At 68.9% G+C, this 20,284-nt stretch carries 19 protein-coding genes and 1 tRNA gene; 6 read left to right on the top strand and 14 right to left on the bottom strand.

The features are described from left to right. Positions 1-125 precede the first annotated feature (125 nt). From pqqB to MFF26_RS20180, 7 genes are all read right to left on the bottom strand, one after another. A complete protein-coding gene (gene pqqB / locus MFF26_RS20210; protein WP_137829693.1) occupies positions 126-1,025 on the bottom strand; it encodes a pyrroloquinoline quinone biosynthesis protein PqqB in 900 nt (299 codons plus the stop codon). Between the two features lie 48 nt (positions 1,026-1,073). After that, complete coding sequence (pqqA, locus tag MFF26_RS20205; RefSeq protein WP_007564431.1) at positions 1,074-1,163, bottom strand: pyrroloquinoline quinone precursor peptide PqqA; 90 nt, start codon at positions 1,161-1,163, stop codon at positions 1,074-1,076. A 376-nt stretch (positions 1,164-1,539) separates the two neighbouring features. Then, the gene (locus MFF26_RS20200) at positions 1,540-2,343 is read right to left on the bottom strand and encodes a WecB/TagA/CpsF family glycosyltransferase (RefSeq protein WP_137829692.1); all 804 of its coding nucleotides are present in this window, start codon (positions 2,341-2,343) and stop codon (positions 1,540-1,542) included. After that, positions 2,340-3,542 (bottom strand): glycosyltransferase, encoded by a 1,203-nt coding sequence (locus tag MFF26_RS20195; RefSeq protein WP_137829691.1) that lies wholly within the window; start codon positions 3,540-3,542, stop codon positions 2,340-2,342. The genes MFF26_RS20200 and MFF26_RS20195 overlap by 4 nt, the downstream gene beginning before the upstream one ends. Continuing rightward, positions 3,539-4,483 carry a GDP-L-fucose synthase family protein gene (locus tag MFF26_RS20190; RefSeq protein WP_373324505.1) on the bottom strand — a complete coding sequence of 315 codons (945 nt, stop codon included), beginning with the start codon at positions 4,481-4,483 and terminating at the stop codon, positions 3,539-3,541. Before MFF26_RS20190 ends, MFF26_RS20195 begins: the two co-directional genes overlap by 4 nt. A 23-nt stretch (positions 4,484-4,506) precedes the next feature. Continuing rightward, complete coding sequence (gene gmd, locus MFF26_RS20185; protein WP_137829689.1) at positions 4,507-5,607, bottom strand: GDP-mannose 4,6-dehydratase; 1,101 nt, start codon at positions 5,605-5,607, stop codon at positions 4,507-4,509. Positions 5,608-6,067: 460 nt separating this feature from the next. Beyond that, the gene (locus MFF26_RS20180; RefSeq protein WP_238308451.1) at positions 6,068-7,054 is read right to left on the bottom strand and encodes a lipid II:glycine glycyltransferase FemX; all 987 of its coding nucleotides are present in this window, start codon (positions 7,052-7,054) and stop codon (positions 6,068-6,070) included. A gap of 524 nt (positions 7,055-7,578) precedes the next feature. Between MFF26_RS20180 and MFF26_RS20175 the strand changes: the two genes are divergently transcribed. Continuing rightward, positions 7,579-8,784 (top strand): DUF2252 family protein, encoded by a 1,206-nt coding sequence (locus tag MFF26_RS20175; protein WP_137829687.1) that lies wholly within the window; start codon positions 7,579-7,581, stop codon positions 8,782-8,784. Between the two features lie 149 nt (positions 8,785-8,933). Here MFF26_RS20175 and MFF26_RS20170 read toward each other — a convergent pair. Next, positions 8,934-9,009 (bottom strand) — tRNA-Glu (locus MFF26_RS20170). Positions 9,010-9,089: 80 nt separating this feature from the next. Here MFF26_RS20170 and MFF26_RS20165 point away from each other — a divergent pair. Beyond that, positions 9,090-10,082, top strand: coding sequence for an RluA family pseudouridine synthase (locus tag MFF26_RS20165; RefSeq protein WP_137829686.1), 993 nt, complete (start codon positions 9,090-9,092; stop codon positions 10,080-10,082). Between the two features lie 221 nt (positions 10,083-10,303). Then, entirely contained in the window at positions 10,304-11,194 is an 891-nt protein-coding gene (gene rpoH / locus MFF26_RS20160; protein WP_137829685.1) for an RNA polymerase sigma factor RpoH, read from the top strand. A gap of 76 nt (positions 11,195-11,270) precedes the next feature. Here rpoH and MFF26_RS20155 read toward each other — a convergent pair whose 3' ends face one another. The 5 genes from MFF26_RS20155 to purB form a co-directional block, all read right to left on the bottom strand. Continuing rightward, positions 11,271-12,713 carry a histidine kinase gene (locus MFF26_RS20155; RefSeq protein ID WP_238308450.1) on the bottom strand — a complete coding sequence of 481 codons (1,443 nt, stop codon included), beginning with the start codon at positions 12,711-12,713 and terminating at the stop codon, positions 11,271-11,273. A gap of 53 nt (positions 12,714-12,766) precedes the next feature. After that, complete coding sequence (locus MFF26_RS20150) at positions 12,767-14,059, bottom strand: adenylosuccinate synthase (protein WP_137829683.1); 1,293 nt, start codon at positions 14,057-14,059, stop codon at positions 12,767-12,769. Positions 14,060-14,365: 306 nt separating this feature from the next. Continuing rightward, positions 14,366-14,665 (bottom strand): hypothetical protein, encoded by a 300-nt coding sequence (locus MFF26_RS20145; protein ID WP_238308449.1) that lies wholly within the window; start codon positions 14,663-14,665, stop codon positions 14,366-14,368. 103 nt (positions 14,666-14,768) lie between these two features. Beyond that, positions 14,769-15,626 (bottom strand): D-amino-acid transaminase, encoded by an 858-nt coding sequence (locus MFF26_RS20140; RefSeq protein WP_137829681.1) that lies wholly within the window; start codon positions 15,624-15,626, stop codon positions 14,769-14,771. A 61-nt stretch (positions 15,627-15,687) separates the two neighbouring features. Further along, positions 15,688-16,995: an adenylosuccinate lyase gene (gene purB / locus MFF26_RS20135; RefSeq protein ID WP_238308448.1), complete on the bottom strand. Its 1,308-nt coding sequence runs from the start codon at positions 16,993-16,995 to the stop codon at positions 15,688-15,690. 174 nt (positions 16,996-17,169) lie between these two features. On the opposite strand from purB, the gene moaB reads away from it, so the two are divergent. From moaB to MFF26_RS20120, 3 genes are all read left to right on the top strand, one after another. Continuing rightward, the gene (moaB, locus tag MFF26_RS20130; protein WP_137829679.1) at positions 17,170-17,727 is read left to right on the top strand and encodes a molybdenum cofactor biosynthesis protein B; all 558 of its coding nucleotides are present in this window, start codon (positions 17,170-17,172) and stop codon (positions 17,725-17,727) included. A gap of 140 nt (positions 17,728-17,867) precedes the next feature. Beyond that, positions 17,868-18,074 carry a hypothetical protein gene (locus MFF26_RS20125; RefSeq protein WP_137829678.1) on the top strand — a complete coding sequence of 69 codons (207 nt, stop codon included), beginning with the start codon at positions 17,868-17,870 and terminating at the stop codon, positions 18,072-18,074. A 212-nt stretch (positions 18,075-18,286) separates the two neighbouring features. Beyond that, on the top strand, positions 18,287-18,643 hold the full coding sequence (locus MFF26_RS20120; protein WP_238308447.1) for a TonB family protein: 357 nt from the start codon (positions 18,287-18,289) through the stop codon (positions 18,641-18,643). A gap of 19 nt (positions 18,644-18,662) precedes the next feature. On the opposite strand, the gene ppx is transcribed toward MFF26_RS20120, so the two are convergent. Continuing rightward, positions 18,663-20,213: an exopolyphosphatase gene (ppx, locus tag MFF26_RS20115; RefSeq protein ID WP_137829677.1), complete on the bottom strand. Its 1,551-nt coding sequence runs from the start codon at positions 20,211-20,213 to the stop codon at positions 18,663-18,665. Positions 20,214-20,284: the final 71 nt, after the last annotated feature.

Genomic DNA, 20,284 nt, shown 5'->3' with positions numbered 1-20,284 from the left:
CCTGGAGCTTTTTTAAAATGGGCAACCGGGTCCTCGAAGGACAGGACGGCCACCGCACGATTGTATCGTGCAAAATATATTAGATCGGGGCCCAAACTTCCAGGCCCAGCACCGCCCACTTCGGCTCAGAGGTCGAGCGTCAGACCGTCATGGGCTACGGTCCAGTCCCGTGCCTCGACGCTCGCGCGCTCGGGCGAATCTTCGACGAGGACCGGATTGGTGTTGTTGATGTGAACGAAGACGCGCCGCCCGATCTCGACATCGGCGAAGGACGTGATCGAACCGTTCTCACCGTTCATCTGGATATGGCCCATGCGCCAGCCGGTCTTGGTGCCGACGCCGGAGCGGATCATGTCGTCGTCTTCGAGCACCGTGCCGTCGAACAGCAAGGCATCGACCCCCGCGACGCGCGTCTTGAGATCGTCGGTCACCCGGGCGCAGCCGGGAATGTAAGCGAGGCGCTTGCCCCCGGCCTCGATCATCGTCCCCACGGTGGTCTCGGTCTCGGCCCCGATCTGCATCGAGGCATCCTCCAACCAGAGCGGCACCTTGCCGGGCACGGAGAACAGCGTGACCCTGAGGCCGGGCACCGGCTCGAAGGTCTCGTTGAGCGAGATCGTCTGCCGCTTCACCACGTCGACGGCCATCACGTCGAAGACGCGGTTCTCGGAAACGGAGCCGAGGATGCCGGGCGTGGCGTAGAGGGTGAACGCTTGCCCCTCGCGCAGAGTGAGAAGACCCGCGACGTGATCGACGTCGCCGTTGGTCAGCAGCACGGCGTGGATCGGCGAGTGGCGCAGACCCTCCCGCGGATGCATCTGCGGGTTCGCCTGGATCTGCTGGCGGATGTCGGGGGACGCGTTCAGCAGGAGCCAACGTTCCCCGTCGGGGGAGACCGCGATGCTCGACTGCGTGCGAGGCTTGACCCTGGGATCACCGGCCCAGGCCAGCGAACAGATGGAGCAGCGGCAGTTCCACTGAGGAACGCCGCCGCCCGCCGCCGAGCCGAGGATCACGACATGCATGGTAGCTACCCGCTCGTCCGCGATCGCCCAGGCCCAGCTCCGACCTTCTTAGTTGAAGGTATCGATCTCAGCCGACTCGTAGCTCGTGACTTCCATGCCGACGCAGATCTCGGAAACGACCGGGGCAGCCCACTTCATGGTGTCTCTCCTCGAAAATTATAGGACGTCAGAGCCTCGCGATCACCACTCTAAGAAGATCGTAAGATACTGACGGTGCACCGATTTTCAGCGCGGGAGGTATATCGCCCAGTCCGGCTCCGCCCGCAAGACCCAAATTGCCGTTTTTTCCCAAGAAGACGTGAGCGATGTTGCCAATTCCCTTCTCGGACGCCCCTGTGCGGCTGCCGTTACGGGCGCAACATCACTCTCAGGGCATTGCCCCGCATCGGGTTTTTCAACTGACCCGCGGCCGCCCGCCGCAGGACGAACAAAAATGCCCACCGTCTCCGACGGCGGGCATGGGGAAAGGAAGCCCTGAAGGAGGCTACGAGGGTGCGTGGACGGGGCGACGGCGTTACCCGTGCCGCACCTTCTCCGCGATATGTGCCGGGCGATGACGGCGATCGGCGGCCACGAGGGCCAGGAAGCGCGGGATCGTGTGAATGTAGCGACCGGCCAGCCGGCGCGGCTCGCGCAGCAGGCGATAGGCCCATTCGAGGCCGATGACCTGGAACGCCTTCGGTGCCCGCGGCACGCGCCCCGTCAGGACGTCGAAGGCGGCGCCGACGCCCATCGCCACGGTGCCGGGCAGGTGCGGGGCATGCTCGGCCATGAACAATTCCTGCTTCGGCGTACCGAGTCCGATCCAGAGGATCTGCGCCCCCGAGGTCCGGATGCGCCGGTACATGGCGGCGGTCTCGACCTCATCCAGCGGGCGAAAAGGGGGGGTCTCGACGCCGACGACCTGCAGTCCCGGCAATCGTGCCGCCATCGTCTCCGCGAGCGCGCCCGCGACGCCCTCGCCGCCGCCGAGGAAGTAATGGCGCCAGCCCGCCGAAAGGCCGGCCCGGCACACGGCCTCGACCGATTCGATGCCTGGCACCTGTCCGATGCCGTCGATTCCGCGCAGGCGACCGAGCCAGTAGAGCGGGCGCCCATCCGGGCAGACCAGCATCGCTGCCTCGTGCGCGGCGCGCAGGCGCTCGTCCTCGGTGGCGCGCACGATGCCATGGGCATCGCGGAACACCACGAAGGTGCCGGGCCGCGTTCGCCCGTATTCGAGGCGGCGCCGGATCGAGGCGACCAGGCCCTTCATATCGATGGCGGAGATGCCGGTGCCGGCGAGGCGGAACCGGGCGACCGCGGGGTCGTGGCTCATCGGACGATTTCCAGAACGGACGGCGAGAGGGGGAGGGGAAGGGCGGCGCGGGCGGTGCAGGCGCGCCGGTAAATGGCCAGAAGCGAGGCCGTCGTCGCCTCTTCGGTCCAGTCGCGCAGATAGGCTGCCCGCGCGGCGAGGCCCATCCGGCGGGCCGCCGACGGATCGGCGAGGATACGGTCCATGGCCCGCGCCAGATCCGCCGGATCGCCGGGCGTGACGAGGAGGCCGGTCACGCCGTCCTCGATGAGGTCGGCGAGGGCGCCGATGCGCGAGGCGATCACGGGTGTGCCGGCGGCGTAAGCCTCGGCGACCACCATCGGCAGGCCCTCGTACCAGAGCGAGGGCACCACGAGGGCGGCGGCACGGGCCATCCGCGCCTGGATCTCGGTGCCGGGCAGGCTGCCGAGCAGGGCAAGATTCGGTGCGCCGTCCAGCGTCCCGCGTAGGGGGCCTTCGCCCGCGACGTCGATGGTCCGTCCGAGCCGGGCCGCCGCGTCCTTCAGGATTTCGACGCCCTTCTCGCGGCTGAGCCGCCCGGCGAACAGTATCCTGTCCCGCGCGATCTCGGAGGGGGGGCCGGGATCGGGAAGACCGTTCGGCTTCACCACGATGCGCTCGGATGGCAGGCCCGCCGCGACGAAGCGGCCCCGTGCGAAGGGGGTCAGCGCGACGAAGGCGTCGACATCGCGGGTCCAGGTGCCGATGCGGCGGTGGCGGTCGATCATCCGCGCGACCGCGAGGCTGCCGAGCCGCGAGCCGCGGTAGCAGCGGTGCCGCACCGCCGCGTAGGGCGAACCGGTGACGCAGGTCTCGCAGGGCTGCCCGTCGCGCATCAACATGGCGCCCGCGCAGGTCAGGCGGAAATTGTGCAGCGTCTGGACCGTAGCCACCCCCTCCGCCCGCACCGCGGCATGCATGCCGGGGGAGACCAGCGGAAAGGTGTTGTGGGCGTGGACCACGTCCGGCCGGAAGCGCCGCACCGCTTCGACCACGCGCCGGATCCCGCGCCGGGCATGCGGTGCCTCGACGGCCGCACGCAGGCGATCGACCGGCCCCTGGATGTCGTCGTTGGAGAAGATCAGCGTCTCGACCGCGCAGCCCGCGCGGGCGAGGGCCGCGGCCTCGCGCTCCACCACGGCATCCTCACCGCCGCGAATCTGATACTGATTGTGGACGATGAGGATACGGGCGCTCATCGGTTCCGGCCTCCGCCCGAGACGAAGTCGGCATAGGCGCGGCGCAGGCCCTCCTCGAGACCGGTGCCGGCCCGCCAGCCGAGACCGGCCAGGCGCGACACGTCGAGAAGCTTGCGGGGCGTGCCGTCCGGCTTGTCGGCATCGAACACGAGCTCGCCCTGGTAGCCGACGACGCGGGCCACGGTTCGGGCGAAATCCGCGATCGTCACATCCGTGCCGGTGCCGACATTGAGGATGTCCTCGCTCGACCATTCCTTCATGGCGAAGACGCAGGCATCGGCGAGGTCGTCGACGTAGAGGAATTCGCGGCAGGGCGTCCCCGTGCCCCAGATCGTCACGCTGGGCGCTCCCGCCGCCCGCGCCTCGTGAAAGCGGCGCAGCAGGGCGGCGGCGACGTGCGAGTTCTCGGGGTGATAATTGTCGCCCGGCCCGTAGAGATTCGTCGGCATCACCGCGATGAAATTGCTGCCATGCTGCCGGCGATAGGCTTGGCACAGCTTGATCCCGGCGATCTTGGCGACCGCGTACCACTGATTGGTCGGCTCCAGGGGGCCGGTCAGCAGCGCGTCTTCGGTCATCGGCTGGGCGGCGTGCTTCGGGTAGATGCACGAGGAGCCGAGATAGAGAAGCTTCTCCACGCCCCGGTTGTGGGCGGCATGGATCACGTTCGCCGCCATGGCGAGATTGTCGTAGAGGAAGGTCGCCGGGTAGCGATCATTGGCCTGGATGCCGCCGACGGTGCCGGCGGCATGGAACACCGCCTGCGGGCGGGTATCCGCGAAATAGGCCTCGACCGATCCCAGATCGCGCAGATCGACGCGTTCGCGGCCGTGGTCGAGAACCTCGCAGCCTTCCCGCGCAAGACGGCGCACCAGGGCCGCCCCCGCCATGCCGCGCGCGCCCGCGACGAAGACCCGCTTGCCCGAAAGTGCGTAGCGCATGGTCCCGCTCGCCATGGCTCGGCTCACTCGGCGGCCAAGCGCAGCGGCACGCCGTGATGACGCGGACGGCGCAAAGCCGTCTCGGCCTCGAACCGCGCCTCTTCCAGATCGGCTTCCACCATCTCGCGCACGAGTTCCTGGAACGTCGTACGCGGGGTCCAGTTGAGGGCCTCGCGCGCCTTGGTGCCGTCGCCGACGAGAAGTTCGACCTCGGTCGGGCGGAAGAAGCGCGGATCGATCCGCACCAGGGCGTCGCCGGTGCGGGCATCGCGCCCGACTTCATCCACGCCCGTGCCTTCCCAGACGATGGTGCGGCCGACCTCGGCGAAGGCCGCCTCGATGAAGCTGCGCACCGAGCGGGTCTCACCCGTGGCGATGACGTAGTCGTCGGCCTTGTCCTGCTGCAGCATGAGCCACATCGCCTCGACGTAGTCGCGCGCATGGCCCCAGTCGCGCTGGGCGTCGATATTGCCGATCCAGAGGCAGTCCTGGTGACCGGTCTCGATGCGGCCGACGGCGCGGGTGATCTTGCGGGTCACGAAGGTCTCGCCGCGGATCGGGCTCTCGTGATTGAACAGGATGCCGTTGGAGGCATGGATGCCGTAGGCCTCCCGGTAGTTCACCGTGATCCAGTAGGCGTAGAGCTTGGCCACGCCGTAGGGCGAGCGGGGATAGAACGGGGTCGTCTCGCGCTGGGGCACGGCCTGGACGAGGCCGTACAGCTCCGAGGTCGAGGCCTGATAGAAGCGGGTGGACTCGGTCAGTCTCAGCTGGCGGATGGCTTCGAGAATGCGGAGCGGGCCGACCGCGTCGGCATTGGCGGTGTATTCCGGCGTCTCGAAGCTGACGGCGACATGCGACTGCGCGGCGAGATTGTAGATCTCGTCCGGTCGCACATCCGCGATGATGCGGGTGAGGGCGGCCGAATCGGTCATGTCGCCGTAATGCAAGTGGAGGCGCACGTCCTCCTCATGCGGGTCCTGATACAGGTGGTCGATGCGACCGGTGTTGAAGCTCGAGGAGCGGCGCTTGATGCCGTGCACCTGGTAGCCGCGTCCGAGAAGCAACTCTGCCAGGTACGCGCCGTCCTGACCCGTGATGCCGGTGATGAGAGCAGTCTTCATCGTAGTCCTCGGTACGCGCCAACTCAGGATACTGCGAGCTCACCTGCTCGTCTCGGATCAGCGGGACGGGATGATGAGATGGATGACTCTTCAGCAAGCGGCGTGCCCTCGAACTCTGTGCCGAAACGGGATGTTTGGCTCATGAAAGGACGAGACCGACTGCGGGAGACTCACCTGAGAGACGACGAGAGGGGAAGCGACCTGTTATGAGCCGCGAAAGCCCGCCTCACGCCGAAACATGAGACCGACCTTCGCAGTCTTGGACTAAATTACGGTGTAACAACAGCCTTTATCGACTCGTAATGAATTGCATAGAACCGACCCGGCGGCGGAGACGCCTCGTCGACGATGCCTTGATGCATGCCGTGTTCGCCGCTCGTGGCGCGCGTGCCGGATGGATCGCAGGGTTGATCGGCGGGAGAGGATGTCGAGGATTGCGACCGGGTGCCGTCGCCGTCGCTCAGCGCTGGGCCAGGAAGGCGGCAGCGAGGGAGCGCACGAGGCGTGAGCGCCCGTAGAGCCAGAGCGGCGTGCTCTGGACGACGCGCCGGCTGATCCCGCGCTTGAAATCGAACACCCCGCGATCGCCCGCCGGATCGATGCCGCCGAGGTCGTAGATCGGGCAGCCCTCGTCCTTCGCCCGTTCAATCGAGCTCCAGACCGAGAGGGCGGCGGCGTTGGTGGCCCGTCCGCGCTCGTTGGAGGCTGCGAAGAAGTCGGTCCAGCGCGCGGCGGCCCGGTGGGCGATCCGGACCATGATCGGTGATCCGTTCTCGCGCACTTCGAGGATGACGAGGCGTGGGTCGGTGGCGGCGATGTCCCGGAACGCCTGCGGGTCGAAGGTGTTCGAGAAGCCTTTACGGCTCCGGAGCGCGGCATACATCTCGGTGAAGACGTCGAAGGCGCGCAGTCGCTCCTGTGCCCCGGTCAATATTCGTGTCTCGAGATCGGCATTGCGCCGGGCCTTGGCGAGCTTGCGCCGCCATTTCGGGTCGAGCTCGGCCTCGATCGTCGCGATCGGGCGGGTCAGATCGAGTTCGAGCGTGTGCTGGCGGGCTGAGACGACAGGGACGAAACCGAGTGCCAGCAAGGCCGACATCGCCTCGTTGTCCTGGAATTCCTGGAAATTGACGCCGAAGAGATCGAAGGGGCCGAGATCGAGGTGATCGCGCAGGGCGCTCAGCGCGGCTTCCGCCCGCGTTCTTCCGGCCGCGGTCAAAACGGGGCAGCCCTGTGCCAGGACGAAGCGCGCGGGCCCGATGCAGCGCTCTTGTACCTGCACGAAAGCGAGGGGACGTCCGCTGCCGTCCTGGACCGCGATGCGCCGGACCGTCCAGTTCAGCCGAGCCTTGTACGTGCCCCAGGGTTTGGCGGCGTAGAAGTTGCCGCCCGGCTCCGCGTCGATCCAAGCATCCCAGTCCGGTGCGTCGGTGTGATCGACGATCACGAGGCCCTCGGCGCTCTGGCGGTGGCCGATGACGTGTGCGGGCGTCGGGCCGTGGCGGCGGCTCTCCGGGCGGGAGGGCGGTCGGATTTTCGGCGCCGAAGCCACAGATCGTGCAGGGGGCGTGGCCTCCTCAGGCGCTGCCAACAGCGCGGCGATGAGTCGACGTAGACCGAACCGTTCTGCCAGCAACGCGCCGGGCTCCCAATGGCCCCGATAGGGGGTTGATCGTCGCCGCGCGGGCATGGTCGTGCCGAAAGTCGTTTCCGAGAGTCGGCCCGCTGTTTTGTCGGCTTCGTTGCAACCTCGCCATAGCTGAACGCAGCCGTGACGGGCGCTATTCCCGATAAAGTGCTGGCGGCGCCTCGGTCGATAGGGCCCAGGCGGCGCAGCCCTCCCACGTTCCGGAAAGGAATCTCATCCATACCGGGACGTTGGGCCGCGCCACGGTTTCCCGGCAGCGCGGCGTTGTCGGTTTGCTTGGCAAGCCGGATGGATGGCGCGATGCGGGGCACGAAGGGAAGCGGATGACGTCGCATCGATCGGTGGAACGGGCGGACCGCGAGGCCACGCTGGAGCGGCAGCGGGCGCTCAAGATGGCGAAATCGGCCCATGCCTATGTCCGCGGGAACACCCTGAAGTTCTATCAGTGGCTCGACGGCCTGCCCCGCGGCACGCTTCCCGAGGGACCGCCGATCTGGATCTGCGGGGATTGTCATCTCGGCAATCTCGGGCCGCTGGCCGATGCGGAGGGGGCGGTCGCGATTCAGATCCGCGACCTCGATCAGACGGTGATCGGAAATCCGGCGCACGACCTCGTCCGGCTGGGGCTCTCGCTGGCGAGCGCCGCCCGCGGCTCCAACCTGCCCGGCGTCGTCACCGCGCGGATGCTGGAGGAGATGGTGCGGGGTTATGCCGAGGGTCTCGCGGCGCCGGACGGCGACGGAGAGCCGCCGGAGCCCGATGCGGTCCGTACCGTCCGCCGCCGGGCGCTCGGCCGGCACTGGAAGCACCTCGCCCGCGAGCGGCTCAGGGACGTGGAGCCGAGGATTCCCCTCGGTCGCCGCTTCTGGGCCCTCGATGCCGACGAGCGCGACGCCCTCGAGACCTTGTTTCGCGAGGAGGGGGTGCGGGACCTCGTCCTGTCGCTGAACGGCCAGGCGAGCGAGGCCCGCGTGCGCATGCTCGATGCCGCGTACTGGATGAAGGGATGTTCCTCGCTGGGCTTCCTGCGCTACGCCGCCTTGCTGCGCATCGACGAGCGCGGCGAGAAGCCGAGGCTGGCGCTGGTCGATCTGAAGGAGGCGGTCGCCGCGGCGGCACCGCCGGCGCCCGGCGTCGAGATGCCGAAGAACCCGGCCGAGCGCGTCGTGGCGGGCGCCCGGGCGCTGTCGCCGAATCTGGGTGAGCGCATGCTGCCCGCGCGGATTCTCGGGAAGCCGGTCGTGGTGCGCGAATTGCTGCCGCAGGACCTGAAGCTCGATGTCGATCAGTTCGGTCGCGGCGAGGCGGTGCGGGCGGCGCGCTACCTCGCCCACGTGGTCGGTGCCTCCCATGGCCGGCAGATGAAGGCGACCGTTCGCACAAACTGGCGGCGCGACGTCACCCGCGGCATCTCGCAAGCCGAGGGCGCGCCCTCCTGGCTGTGGTCGAGCGTGGTCGATCTCGCTGGTCGCCACGAGGTCGGCTACCTCGAACATTGCCGCTCCTACGCGGATGCCGAAGCGGCCTGACAAACCTAGGACGAGGATGCGCCCGAATGCGCGCCGCCTCGTCCACGACGGCAAGCCGGCACGGGGCTGATCGAGCCGATGGGCCCGGTGCGTCTGGATGGAAGGCGTTCAGGCAAAAAATAAGCCCCGTCAGGGGCTTGTTCGACCGGTGGCGCTCCCAAGGGGAATCGAACCCCTGTTTTCGCCGTGAGAGGGCGACGTCCTAGACCGCTAGACGATGGGAGCTTCCGGGCCGGCGAGTGGTGCTATAGCGAGGCCTCCGCGCCCGGGCAAGCCGTTTCGGGCGCTGCAGCGAGAAAAGTTCGGTGACTCACGATACGACCGTCCGCAGCCTCGTCGTCGAACCGGGGGCCGCACCCGAGCGGCTCGACCGCGTCCTGGCCCGGGGCTTCGAGGATCTCTCCCGCGCCCGCCTTCAGGCGCTCGCCCGCGATGGCCACGTCCGCTGCGACGATGTGGAGATCCGCGACCCGTCGCGCAAAATCGCAGGTGGGAGCCGCCTCGAGGTTCTGGTGCCGGCGCCGCTTCCCGCCGAGCCCCAGGGCGAGGCGTTGCCGCTCGTCGTCGTCCACGAGGATGACGACCTGATCGTCATCGACAAGCCCGCGGGCCTCGTCGTCCACCCGGCGGCGGGGCATGAGGACGGCACGCTGGTCAACCGGCTGATCGCCCATTGCGGGGACAGCCTCTCGGGGATCGGCGGTGTGCGGCGGCCCGGCATCGTCCACCGGCTCGACAAGGATACGAGCGGGCTCCTCGTCGTCGCCAAGAACGATCGCGCGCATCAGGGGCTCTCGGCCCAATTCGCCGATCACGGCCGCAGCGGGGCGCTGGAGCGGGCCTATCTCGCCCTGGTCTGGGGCGTGCCGGAGCCCCGCGCCGGCACCATCACGGCGTCCCTGGCACGGTCACGCCATAACCGCGAAAAAATCGCGGTGGTGCGGGACGGGGAGGGGCGCCATGCCGTCACCCATTACCGGGTCGAGAATCTGCCGGGCGGCGACGGGCTCACGGCCCTGGTGCGCTGCCGTCTGGAGACGGGGCGAACCCACCAGATCCGGGTGCATCTGAGCCATCGGGGCCATCCGCTCCTCGGCGATGCCACCTACGGCGCCGCTTTCAAGACCAAGGCGGCCCGGCTGAGCGAGAAGCCGCGGGCTGCCTTGGCCGCCCTGGACCGCCAAGCGCTGCACGCGGCCGAACTCGGATTTCTGCATCCGCGCACCGGCGAACGGCTGCGGTTCGAGAGCCCTCTGCCCGAGGATTTCTCAAATCTGCTCAGAGCGTTGGAGGCTTGATCCGGTCGAAGGCGAAAAGGTGCGTTTCGGCACCGCGATGGGTGCGCCCGCGTGACACGTTAAACCCGGACTCCGCTTCGCGCGTTGGACCCCGCGTGAACAGCGTTGGTCGCTACCGGGCATGGCGGAACCCGTCTAAGATGGGATGCGGCATGGCCGGCTCAAGAGGAGCGGCCGCGCTTGGAGCCCGCCCGACAGGGGGGCTGTTGAAGGAGGTGCACATGGCTGGCGCACTACCCGTGCTTGCCAACGAGGGAGGCCTTTCGCGCTACCTCGACGAGATCCGCAAGTTCCCGATGCTGGAGCCGGCGGAAGAATTCACCCTGGCCAAGACCTGGCGCGACCACGGCGACCGCGAGGCCGCGCACCGGCTCGTCACCTCGCATCTGCGCCTCGTCGCCAAGATCGCCATGGGTTACCGCGGCTACGGATTGCCGATCAGCGAAGTGGTGTCCGAGGGCAATGTCGGCCTGATGCAGGCGGTCAAGCGCTTCGATCCGGACAAGGGCTTTCGCTTGGCCACCTACGCCATGTGGTGGATCAAGGCGGCGATCCAGGAATACATCCTGCGCTCCTGGTCGCTCGTGAAAATGGGCACCACCGCCAACCAGAAGAAGCTGTTCTTCAACCTGCGCAAGGCCAAGGGTCGTATCTCTGCCCTCGACGAGGGGGATCTTCGCCCCGATCAGGTCAAGTCGATCGCCACTTCGCTCGGGGTGCCCGAGCAGGACGTGGTCGACATGAACCGTCGCCTGTCCGGCGATACCTCGCTCAACGCGCCCCTGCGCGAGGAGGGCGAGGGCGAGTGGCAGGACTGGCTGGTCGACAACAGCCCGAGCCAGGAGACGGTGCTGGCCCGCGAGGAGGAGGGGCGCAACCGCCTCTCGGCCCTGCGCGACGCTCTCGGCGTGCTCAATGCCCGTGAGCGCCGCATCTTCGAGGCGCGGCGGCTCGCCGACGACCCGATCACGCTGGAGGATCTGTCCGGTGAGTTCGGCGTCTCCCGTGAGCGCGTGCGTCAGATCGAGGTGCGCGCCTTCGAGAAGGTGCAGGAAGCGGTCAAGCGCAATCTCGCCACGCGCGAACTGCCCCGTACCGAGGCACGGGCGTAAGGTCTCGGGCTCCGGGGAGGCGGGGGCCCCCCCCCCGCCCCGCCAGCGGGGCGAGCCCTTCGAAAACCCGGACTTCTCAGTCCTTCCAGGCGTCAAAGGCGGCCTGCATGGCGCGGGCGCCCGCGCTGCCCTTCTCGAAGGTCAGGATCGCCCGCGAGCCCGATGCGTAGGAGACGGGAAGGTCGAACCAGTTCCGGTGCAGCAACAGATCGGTGTTGCGGTCGACGTCGCTCTTGAGTGACGACAGGCCGATCAGGAACAGGTTCTCGCGCACCCGCACCGGAAGGCCTGACACCGGCGAGCCGCGGGCCGATTCCTCCTCCTTGGGCTGAAGCAGGCCGACATTCTGCACCGAACGCTTGGCGCCCGAGCCGTAATTGGTGAAAGCCAGTTCGATCGTGTGCGAGGCCGGAAGGGTCGCGTCGCGGTTGCGCCGCAGGGTCATCGTCAGCGTGAGCCCGGCTTCCGGATACTCGATCGTGGCGCGCAGAACCGTCTGCAGCGGCTCACCCTGCTCGCCACTCACGGTGTCGAGCCGCCAGACCGCGTGGCCGCCGACGGCATTGGGCTGGGCGCGTGGATCGGCGGTGTTTTCCTCGTAGAGAACCGCGCGCTGCGAGACCGTCATCTCCGGCTGTGCCGGTGCTGCGCCGGGGGCCGCCGGCTTCGGACGCGACTCCGCCTCGCCGCCGACCCGGTCGGCGAATTTCGCGTCCGGGGTCTCGGCGGGGGTTCCTTCCTGAGTCTCGGCCGTATTGCGCTGTAGCTCGGACGGCTGGTCGCGCAGGAAGAAGGCCGCGACGGCGATCAGGGCGATCACGCTGACCAGCACCGCGCCGACGAACAGATTGCGCAGGAGGCGCGATCGACCACCCGACGGCGCCACCACGTCGATACGCGGTCGCTGGCGGCCGTTCGCGGGATCGTTCGACGGGGTTTCGTCGCTCTCGGCATTCGCCGCGACCGGAATGAAGCCCGGTGTCTCAGCCCGCTCCTCGACCTTCGGTCGGCGCGGGGGCGGCACGAAGGGTTGCGCGTCGACCGGCGGGCCGGGCTCCGGCAGATGATCGGAGGTGAGCGCCGCCTCCGGCACCGGCTCGGGCGCGCGCAGCTCAGCGGGCGGCAGTATCGGCGTCGCGGGCTCGACAGGATCGGCCTGCGGCGGTTTCGCCTCGACGGGCTTGGGCGAAGCGGCCTCGGGCCGAGGCGGCGCAGCGGGCGCCACCGCCGGCATCTCCGCCCTGGGCTCGGGCCGACCCGACGGCACTGCCGGAGCCGGTGCGGGCGCCGCCGATGGGGCCGCGGGCGTGGTGCCGTACTCGATCTCCAGCCGCCCGATCGCCGCGTCGAGCGCCTTGCGCTCCAACTCGATATCGGCTCCCGGCACCGGCGGATCGAGATTGCGCAACTGCCCGATCAGGGCGCTGCGGGCCCGGTCGTAGACCGCCTTGCGCAAGGCCGGCGTACGATCGGGCAGGGCTTCGAGCGCGCGCGCGAGCAACGGATAATAGTCGGCCATCGTGCCCGGATCCGCCTGTCCTGTCCGCCGGCTCTACCGGTCCAATCCTGCGCTCAATCCTCGAAGGGATTGTGCATGAGGATCGTGTCGTCGCGCTCCGGCGAGGTCGAGAGGAGCGCCACCGGTGCCCCGATCAACTCTTCGATCCGGCGCACATACTTGATCGCCTGGGCCGGCAGTTCCGCCCAAGACCGCGCGCCCGCGGTGGTGCCGGGCCAGCCGGGAATCGTCTCGTAGACCGGCACCGCGCGCTGCTGCGCGGCCTGGCTCGCCGGCAGGTGCTCGTAGCGTTTGCCGTCGATGTCGTAGGCGGTGCAGACCTTGATCTCGTCGAAGCCGTCGAGCACGTCGAGCTTGGTCAGCGCGATGCCGTCGATGCCCGAGGTCTGCACGGTCTGGCGCACGAGGCAGGCATCGAACCAGCCGCAGCGGCGCTTGCGCCCGGTCACCGTGCCGAATTCGTGGCCGCGCTCGCCGATGCGCTGGCCGATCGCGTCGTGGAGCTCCGTCGGGAAGGGACCTTCGCCGACGCGGGTGGTGTAGGCCTTGGCGATCCCGAGGACGTAGCCGATCGCCCGCGGCCCCAGCCCCGAACCGGTCGCGGCCTGACCCGCCACGGTGTTGGAGGAGGTGACGAAGGGATAGGTGCCGTGATCGACGTCGAGGAGCGCGCCCTGGGCGCCCTCGAACAGGATGCGGCTGCCCTTGCGGCGCGCCTCGTCGAGCAGGTGCCAGACGGTGTCCTGATAGGGCAGCACCCGGTCGGCGATGCCGGTCAGCTCGTCGAGAATCGTCTGCTCCGCGATCTCCTCGAGACCGAAGCCGCGGCGGAGCGCATTGTGGTGGGCGAGCAGGCGCTCGATCTTCGGCGGCAGGGTCTCTGGCTCGGCGAGATCCATCAGCCGGATGGCGCGGCGACCGACCTTGTCCTCGTAGGCCGGTCCGATGCCGCGCTTGGTCGTGCCGATCTTGGTGCCCGGAGCCCCGTCCTCGCGCAGGGCGTCGAGTTCGCGGTGAAGCGAGAGGATCAGCGTGGCGTTGTCGGCCACGCGCAGATTCTCCCGCGTGACCGTGATGCCCTGTCCGGCCAAGCGATCGATCTCGGAGGCGAGGGCGTAGGGATCGAGCACGACGCCGTTGCCGATGACGCCCAGGGTGTTCTCACGAACCACGCCCGAGGGCAGCAGCGACAGCTTGTAGACCGCGTTGCCCACCACCAGCGTGTGGCCCGCATTGTGGCCGCCCTGAAAGCGCACCACGATGTCGGCCTGCTCGGAGAGCCAGTCGACGATCTTGCCCTTGCCCTCGTCGCCCCATTGGGCGCCTACGACGACGACGTTCGCCATGCGCGTGTGACCTGTCTCGTAATCGCCGGCGCCTCGCCCCGAAACGATTCCGGAACGGTGCCCCGGCCTGTCGATGCCTTGCCGCGGCCGTAAGCCAAGCCGGCAATCACCCTTCGGGCCGATATCGCCGCGCGAGCGCCAAGCGGGTGCGCCACGCGCGAAAACCCCGGCCTTGCGCCGGGGGATCAAAGATACGGGGCGTCTTCGGCGATCTGCGCAGGCCCGTCAAGCGAAGCGGCCCGTGCCGGCTGGGGACCGGCCCCCCGCTACCTGCGGGGCTGCCGTGCTCGAACTCGTCTCCAGCGACTACTTGGCGTTGCCCGGCGGCTTGATGACCGGCGTCGAGTTCGGGGTCGGATCCGGCGCGATGGTCCGGATCTCGGGATCGACGCCGGCCGGCGGCTTGATCACGCCATCCGACTTCTCGAGCTTGTCGCTCAGCGTGGTCCCGGTCGTATCGCCCTCCGGCCGGACCTTCTCGGGGACCCGGTCGTTGGGGGCCGGCAGCTTGGGGTCGCTGTCCTGCCCGCGCTGGGGCACGGAGGGATCCTGTGCGAGCGCCACCGTGCCGGCGAAAGCGGCAAACAGGGCGGCGGCACCGAACATCGTCTTTCCGAAAGTCATAGCGTCCTCAGTCGATCCTATGCGGACCAACGGGGGCGCCCCCATGGACGTTCCTCTTCGCGGTCCTCTTCGGATCTCCGCACGCCTATCCCCGCCGGCCCTCGGCGAAGGCGAAGTAGAGTTCGCGCAGGCGCCGCGCCACCGGCCCCGGCCGGCCATCGCCGAGCGTGTGGCCGTCGATCTCGACCACCGGCATCACGAAGGCCGAGGCCGAGGTGTAGAAGGCTTCCGCCGCCTCGGTGAGTTCGCGGGCGTTGATGAGCCGCTCCTCGAAGGCGAGCCCGGTCTCGGCGGCGAGGGCCAGCACGGCGGCCCGGGTGATGCCCGGCAGCAGCGCGTGCGAGAGCGGGCGCGTCACGATCGCGCCGGCCTTGGTCACGATGAAGACCGAGGAGGACGAGCCCTCCGTCACCACGCCGTCCTCGACCATGAAGGCCTCCGCCGCGCCGGCCTCCGCCGCCTGCTGCTTGGCGATGACCTGCGCCAGCAAAGCCACCGACTTGATGTCGCGGCGCTTCCAGCGGAGATCCGGGACGGTGATCGCCTTCGCCCCAATCTCGGCCAGGGGATTGGCGACGATGCTCTTGGCCTGGGTGAACATCATCACGGTCGGTGCCACGTCCTCCTTCGGGAAGGAGAAGTCGCGCTCGGCCACACCCCGCGTGACCTGGATGTAGACGAGCCCCTCGGTGAGCCCGTTGCGGGTCGCGAGTTCCGTCTCCAACCGTTCCCATTCCTGTGCGGAATGCGGATTGCGGATGCCGATCTCCGACAGCGAGCGGTCGAGGCGGGCGAGATGCGCGGCGTTGTCGACGAGCTTGCCGCCGAGCACCGCCGCGACCTCGTAGATCCCGTCGGCGAACAGGAAGCCGCGGTCCATCACCGGAATGCGGGCCTCGTCGAGGGGCAGAAACTCACCGTTGAGGTAGGCGGTGCGGGTCATCGGAGGTCTCGGGCGTTCCGTCGTCGCGTGGAGAAGCAGATTCCGTGCTGGACGTCCCCGCTCAGGCCGCCCCGAACACGCGCGAGAAAATCGTGTCGACGTGCTTGAGGTGATAGCCGAGGTCGAAGCACTCCTCGATCTGCTCCGGCTTCAGCACCGCGGTCACCTCCGGATCGGCCTTGAGCAGCGTCAGGAAATCGCCCTCGCCGCGCCAGACCGGCATCGCGTTGCGCTGGACCAGCCGATACGAATCCTCCCGCGAGACGCCGCCCTGGGTGAGGGCCAGCAGCACCCGCTGCGAATGGACGAGGCCGCCGAGCCGGTCGAGATTCTTCTGCATGTTGGCCGGGTAGATCAGCAGCTTGTCGATCACACTGGTGAGCCGCGCCAGCGCGAAGTCGAGGGTGACGGTGGCGTCCGGACCGATCATGCGCTCGACCGAGGAATGGGAGATGTCCCGCTCGTGCCAGAGCGCGACGTTCTCCAGCGCCGGGGTCACGTAGCCGCGCACCATGCGGGCGAGACCGGTGATGTTCTCGGTGAGCACCGGGTTGCGCTTGTGGGGCATGGCGGACGAGCCCTTCTGCCCCTCGGAGAAGAATTCCTCGGCCTCCAGCACTTCCGTGCGTTGGAGATGGCGCACCTCGATGGCGAGCCGCTCCATCGAACTCGCGATCACGCCGAGCACCGCGAAGAACATGGCGTGGCGGTCGCGCGGGATCACCTGGGTCGAGACCGGCTCCGGCTGGAGTCCCATCTGTTCGGCGACGTATTCCTCCACCCGCGGATCGATGTTGGCGAAGGTGCCGACCGCACCCGAGATCGCGCAGGTCGCGACTTCCTTGCGCGCCGCGATCAGGCGCTCCTTCGCACGGTCGAATTCGGCATAGGCCTGGGCCAGCTTGAGGCCGAATGTGACCGGCTCGGCATGGATGCCGTGCGAGCGGCCGATGGTCGGGGTCAGCTTATGCTCGAAGGCGCGCCGCTTCAGGGCGGCGAGCAGCGCGTCGAGATCCTTGATCAGGATGTCGGCGGCCTGCGTCAGCTGCACGTTGAGGCAGGTGTCCAGCACGTCCGAGGAGGTCATGCCCTGGTGGACGAAGCGCGCCTCCGGCCCGACGATCTCGGCCAGGTGCGTCAGGAAGGCGATGACGTCGTGCTTCGTCACCGCCTCGATCGCGTCGATGCGGGCGACGTCGAAGACCGCGTCGCGGCCCTTCTCCCACACCTTGTCGGCGGCCTCCTTCGGGACGACGCCGATATTGGCCAGCGCGGTGGTGGCATGGGCCTCGATCTCGAACCAGATCCGGAACCGGCTCTCCGGCGACCAGATCGCGGCCATCTCGGGGCGGGAATAACGGGGAATCATGCTGTTCGAGGCCTCGTCCGGACGCGCGATTTGCGACGGCGCCTAGCATGGGGCGGGAGGGAGCGTAAACGCGTTCCCCGGCGCCCCTGCCGTGCCCGCCGGACATTCACGGGACAAGTCGACAGGGCGACGCCATATGCGGCAGCATCCGCCGTGAACGCCCGCGAGACGCCGATGTCCGACTCAAAACCTGCCCGCTCCTTCATCCCCCTCTCGATCGCCGTGCTGACGGTGTCCGACACGCGCACGCTCGCCGACGACAAGTCCGGCGATACGCTCGCCGCACGGTTGACCGAGGCCGGGCATCGGTTGGCGGAGCGGGACATCGTGCCGGACGAGGTCGGCGCTATTCGCGAGCGGGTCGGGGCCTGGGTGCGCGATCCGGGGATCGACGTAATCCTCACCACCGGCGGCACCGGTTTTACGGGTCGCGACGTGACGCCGGAGGCCTTGGAGCCGCTGTTCGAGAAGCGGATGGACGGGTTCTCGGCGATCTTTCATCGCATCAGCTACGAAAAAATCGGCACCTCGACGCTGCAATCGCGGGCGACCGCGGGGGTGGCGGGCGCCACTTACATCTTCGTGCTGCCGGGCTCGCCCGGCGCCTGCCGCGATGCTTGGGACGGGATCCTGGCGAGCCAGCTCGATTATCGCCACCGCCCGTGCAACTTCGTCGAGATCATGCCGCGCTTGGACGAGCATCTGCGGCGGGGTGCGGCGGCCACGATCTGAGCGGCCCAGGGATGGGGCTCGCGCCGAATTCGTGTTGCGGCGCAGTGACAAGGCTGTCGGTCCGCGGGCGGAACCTCGGCCGCAGGACCTCGTTGTCGTTGCGGTTCGGAAGTCTGCAACGACAAATCGGGAGACGCCCCATGAAGCACGCCATCGCTCTCTCTGCCGCCCTCATCCTCGGTGCGGCGGCGATCGCCACCCCGGCTTCGGCCCAGAGCGGCAATACCGCACAGATGACCGGCTCCAACGCCACCGGCGTGCAGCCCGACAGCAAGATGAGCGGAAAGATGTCCGGCAGCGGCCCGATGAAGTCGAAGAAGATGAAGTCCAAGAAGAACCGCATGTGAGACGCGTCACCGTGACCGACACGACGATGTGATCGGTCCCGGTCTTGCGTTCGGGGCGCCCCAGGGCGCCCTTTTTGTTGCGGCGGCGCGGGCTGCCGGCACGAACCATCATCGTCCGGTCGCTCCAGACGGATGCGGCTGCCTCTTCCGATCGGCTCTATCGTTTCATTCTCACGGGCCGGCTTCGAGCCCGGCCGCCGGAGTGGTGTCGCGTGGCGTTCCGTTTTCTGACGCGCTGTTTCGTCCTGTCGCTCCTCGCGCTGCCGATGCCGCCCGCGGCGGCGGCCCCGCGGGTCGATGCCAAGGCCCGCGCCTGGGTCGCCACCGTCGTCAGCCGCATCGGCGCGGCGGACCGGGTCGCGCCGGGGCGCGGCGGCCCGGTGACCCTGCGGGTGCGGATCGCCGCCGACGGCGCCCTCGACGGGGTGGCGATCGAGGAGGGGAGTCCGGCCCTGGGCGAACGGGCGCGCCGTGCCGTCGAGGCCGCCGGTCCGTTCGCCCCTCCGCCGCCCGGCCTGCTGACGCTGGAAGGCTATACCGAGCTCAGCTTTCCGCTGACGCTTCGCTGAGCGTCCGGGCCGGGATCCGTCAGGCGACGTCGATGCGCCCGTCGAGACCGATCACCCGGCCGAGGCCGCGGACGCGGTTGAGAAGGCGCTCGCCGTTCAAGGCCTCCCATTCGCGCGGCAGCCGCAGGACGACCTTCCCGTCCTCCACTGCCACCGGCATCCGCGCGAGGGGACCGGCCATGCCGGCCGAGACCGGGAAGGCGACCCGCAGGAGCGCACCGATCAGCCGGGCGCGGTCGAAGAGGCGCGGCCCGGCAAGCCCGCGCAGCATCGGGCTCGCCTTTTCCGGGGCGACGCCCTCGTGGCGGAAGTAGCCGGAGAGGGCGAGGTAGGCCCGTCCCGGATGGTCGATGCCGGTGAAGGCGGCGTTGGCAATGACGTTGAGGCTCTGCTCGCCGCGATAATCGGGATGGGCGCGCCAGCCGATATCCGACAACAGGCAGGCGGCGTGGCGCAGGCGGCGCTCCCCCGCGGTCTCCGGCCCGTCGAGGGTCTCGACGAAGCGGTCGGTCCAGGCACGCAGCTCCTCGCCGTGGCCGGGAGAGCGGGCGCGCTGGTCGTTCAGTTCCTGGGCCGAGACGATCAGCGGATCGAGGGCCCGGGCCTCGCGGTCGAGTTGCTCGAACAGGAGTCCCTCGCGCACGCCGCCCGCCGAGATCGCGATCTCGCGGGGCCGGCCCAGGCGGATGATCTCCTCCAGCACCACGGCACCGTAGGCCAGCAGCGGCCGGCGCGCCTCGGAGATGGTCTCGACCTCCTGGAGCGTCGCCGTATCGGTCGTCTCGACCATTTCGAGGAAGCTCAATTCGTCGGACGGTTCGACGGTGTAGCCGTGCATGACGTGGAGCGGGTAGCCGCGCGCCGCCTGATGCAGCCGCGCCAGAGCCCGCCACGTGCCGCCGACGGCGTAGAAGGTGCGGCCGCGCAGAGTCTCCAGCTGAGGCTCGGCCTTTCGCAGGTGGTCGCGGGCGATCTTCCGCGCCTTCTTGGGGGAGTTCTCGGACAGGTCCTGGAGCGCCAGCCCGCCGAGCGGCATGGTCACGCCCAAACCGACGGTGACGCCGTGGACATCGACGAGTTCGAGCGAGCCGCCGCCGAGATCGCCCACCACGCCGTCCGGGGCGTAGAAGCCGGAGACGACGCCGAGCGCCGACAATTCCGCCTCGCGTCGGCCCGACAGGAGCTGGATCTCCTGCCCGAGCGCGGCGCGGGCCGCGTCGAGAAAGGCCGGACCGTTGGCAGCGTCGCGGGCCGCCGCCGTGGCGAGCACGAAGATGCGCGTGATCCGCATGGTGTCGCACAGAACGCGGAAGCGCCGAAGGGCGGTGAGCGCCCGCTGCACCGACTCGTCGTTGAGCCGCCCGGTTGAGAAGACCGCGCGGCCGAGGCCGCACAGGACCTTCTCGTTGTAGAGCGGCGTCGGCGCCCGCTGCAGCCCGTCATAGGCGACGAGCCGCACGGAGTTCGAGCCGATATCGATGATCGCGACGGGTGCGGTCATGGTGCTCGTCATGGGCCCCGGCCGTTCGGCATCGTGGGCGAGCGTCAGGTGCGAACGGGGCGGACCCATGCGATCCCCTTGCCAGGGAGGCACCCCGGGGCGAGCCCGGCGGCGCGCTCGTCGATGGTGACGCGCCGGGG

This window comes from Methylorubrum suomiense, from assembly GCF_022179765.1.
GTDB classification, from domain to species: Bacteria; Pseudomonadota; Alphaproteobacteria; order Rhizobiales; family Beijerinckiaceae; genus Methylobacterium; species Methylobacterium suomiense.
This window is presented reverse-complemented; position numbering and strand designations above follow the sequence as displayed.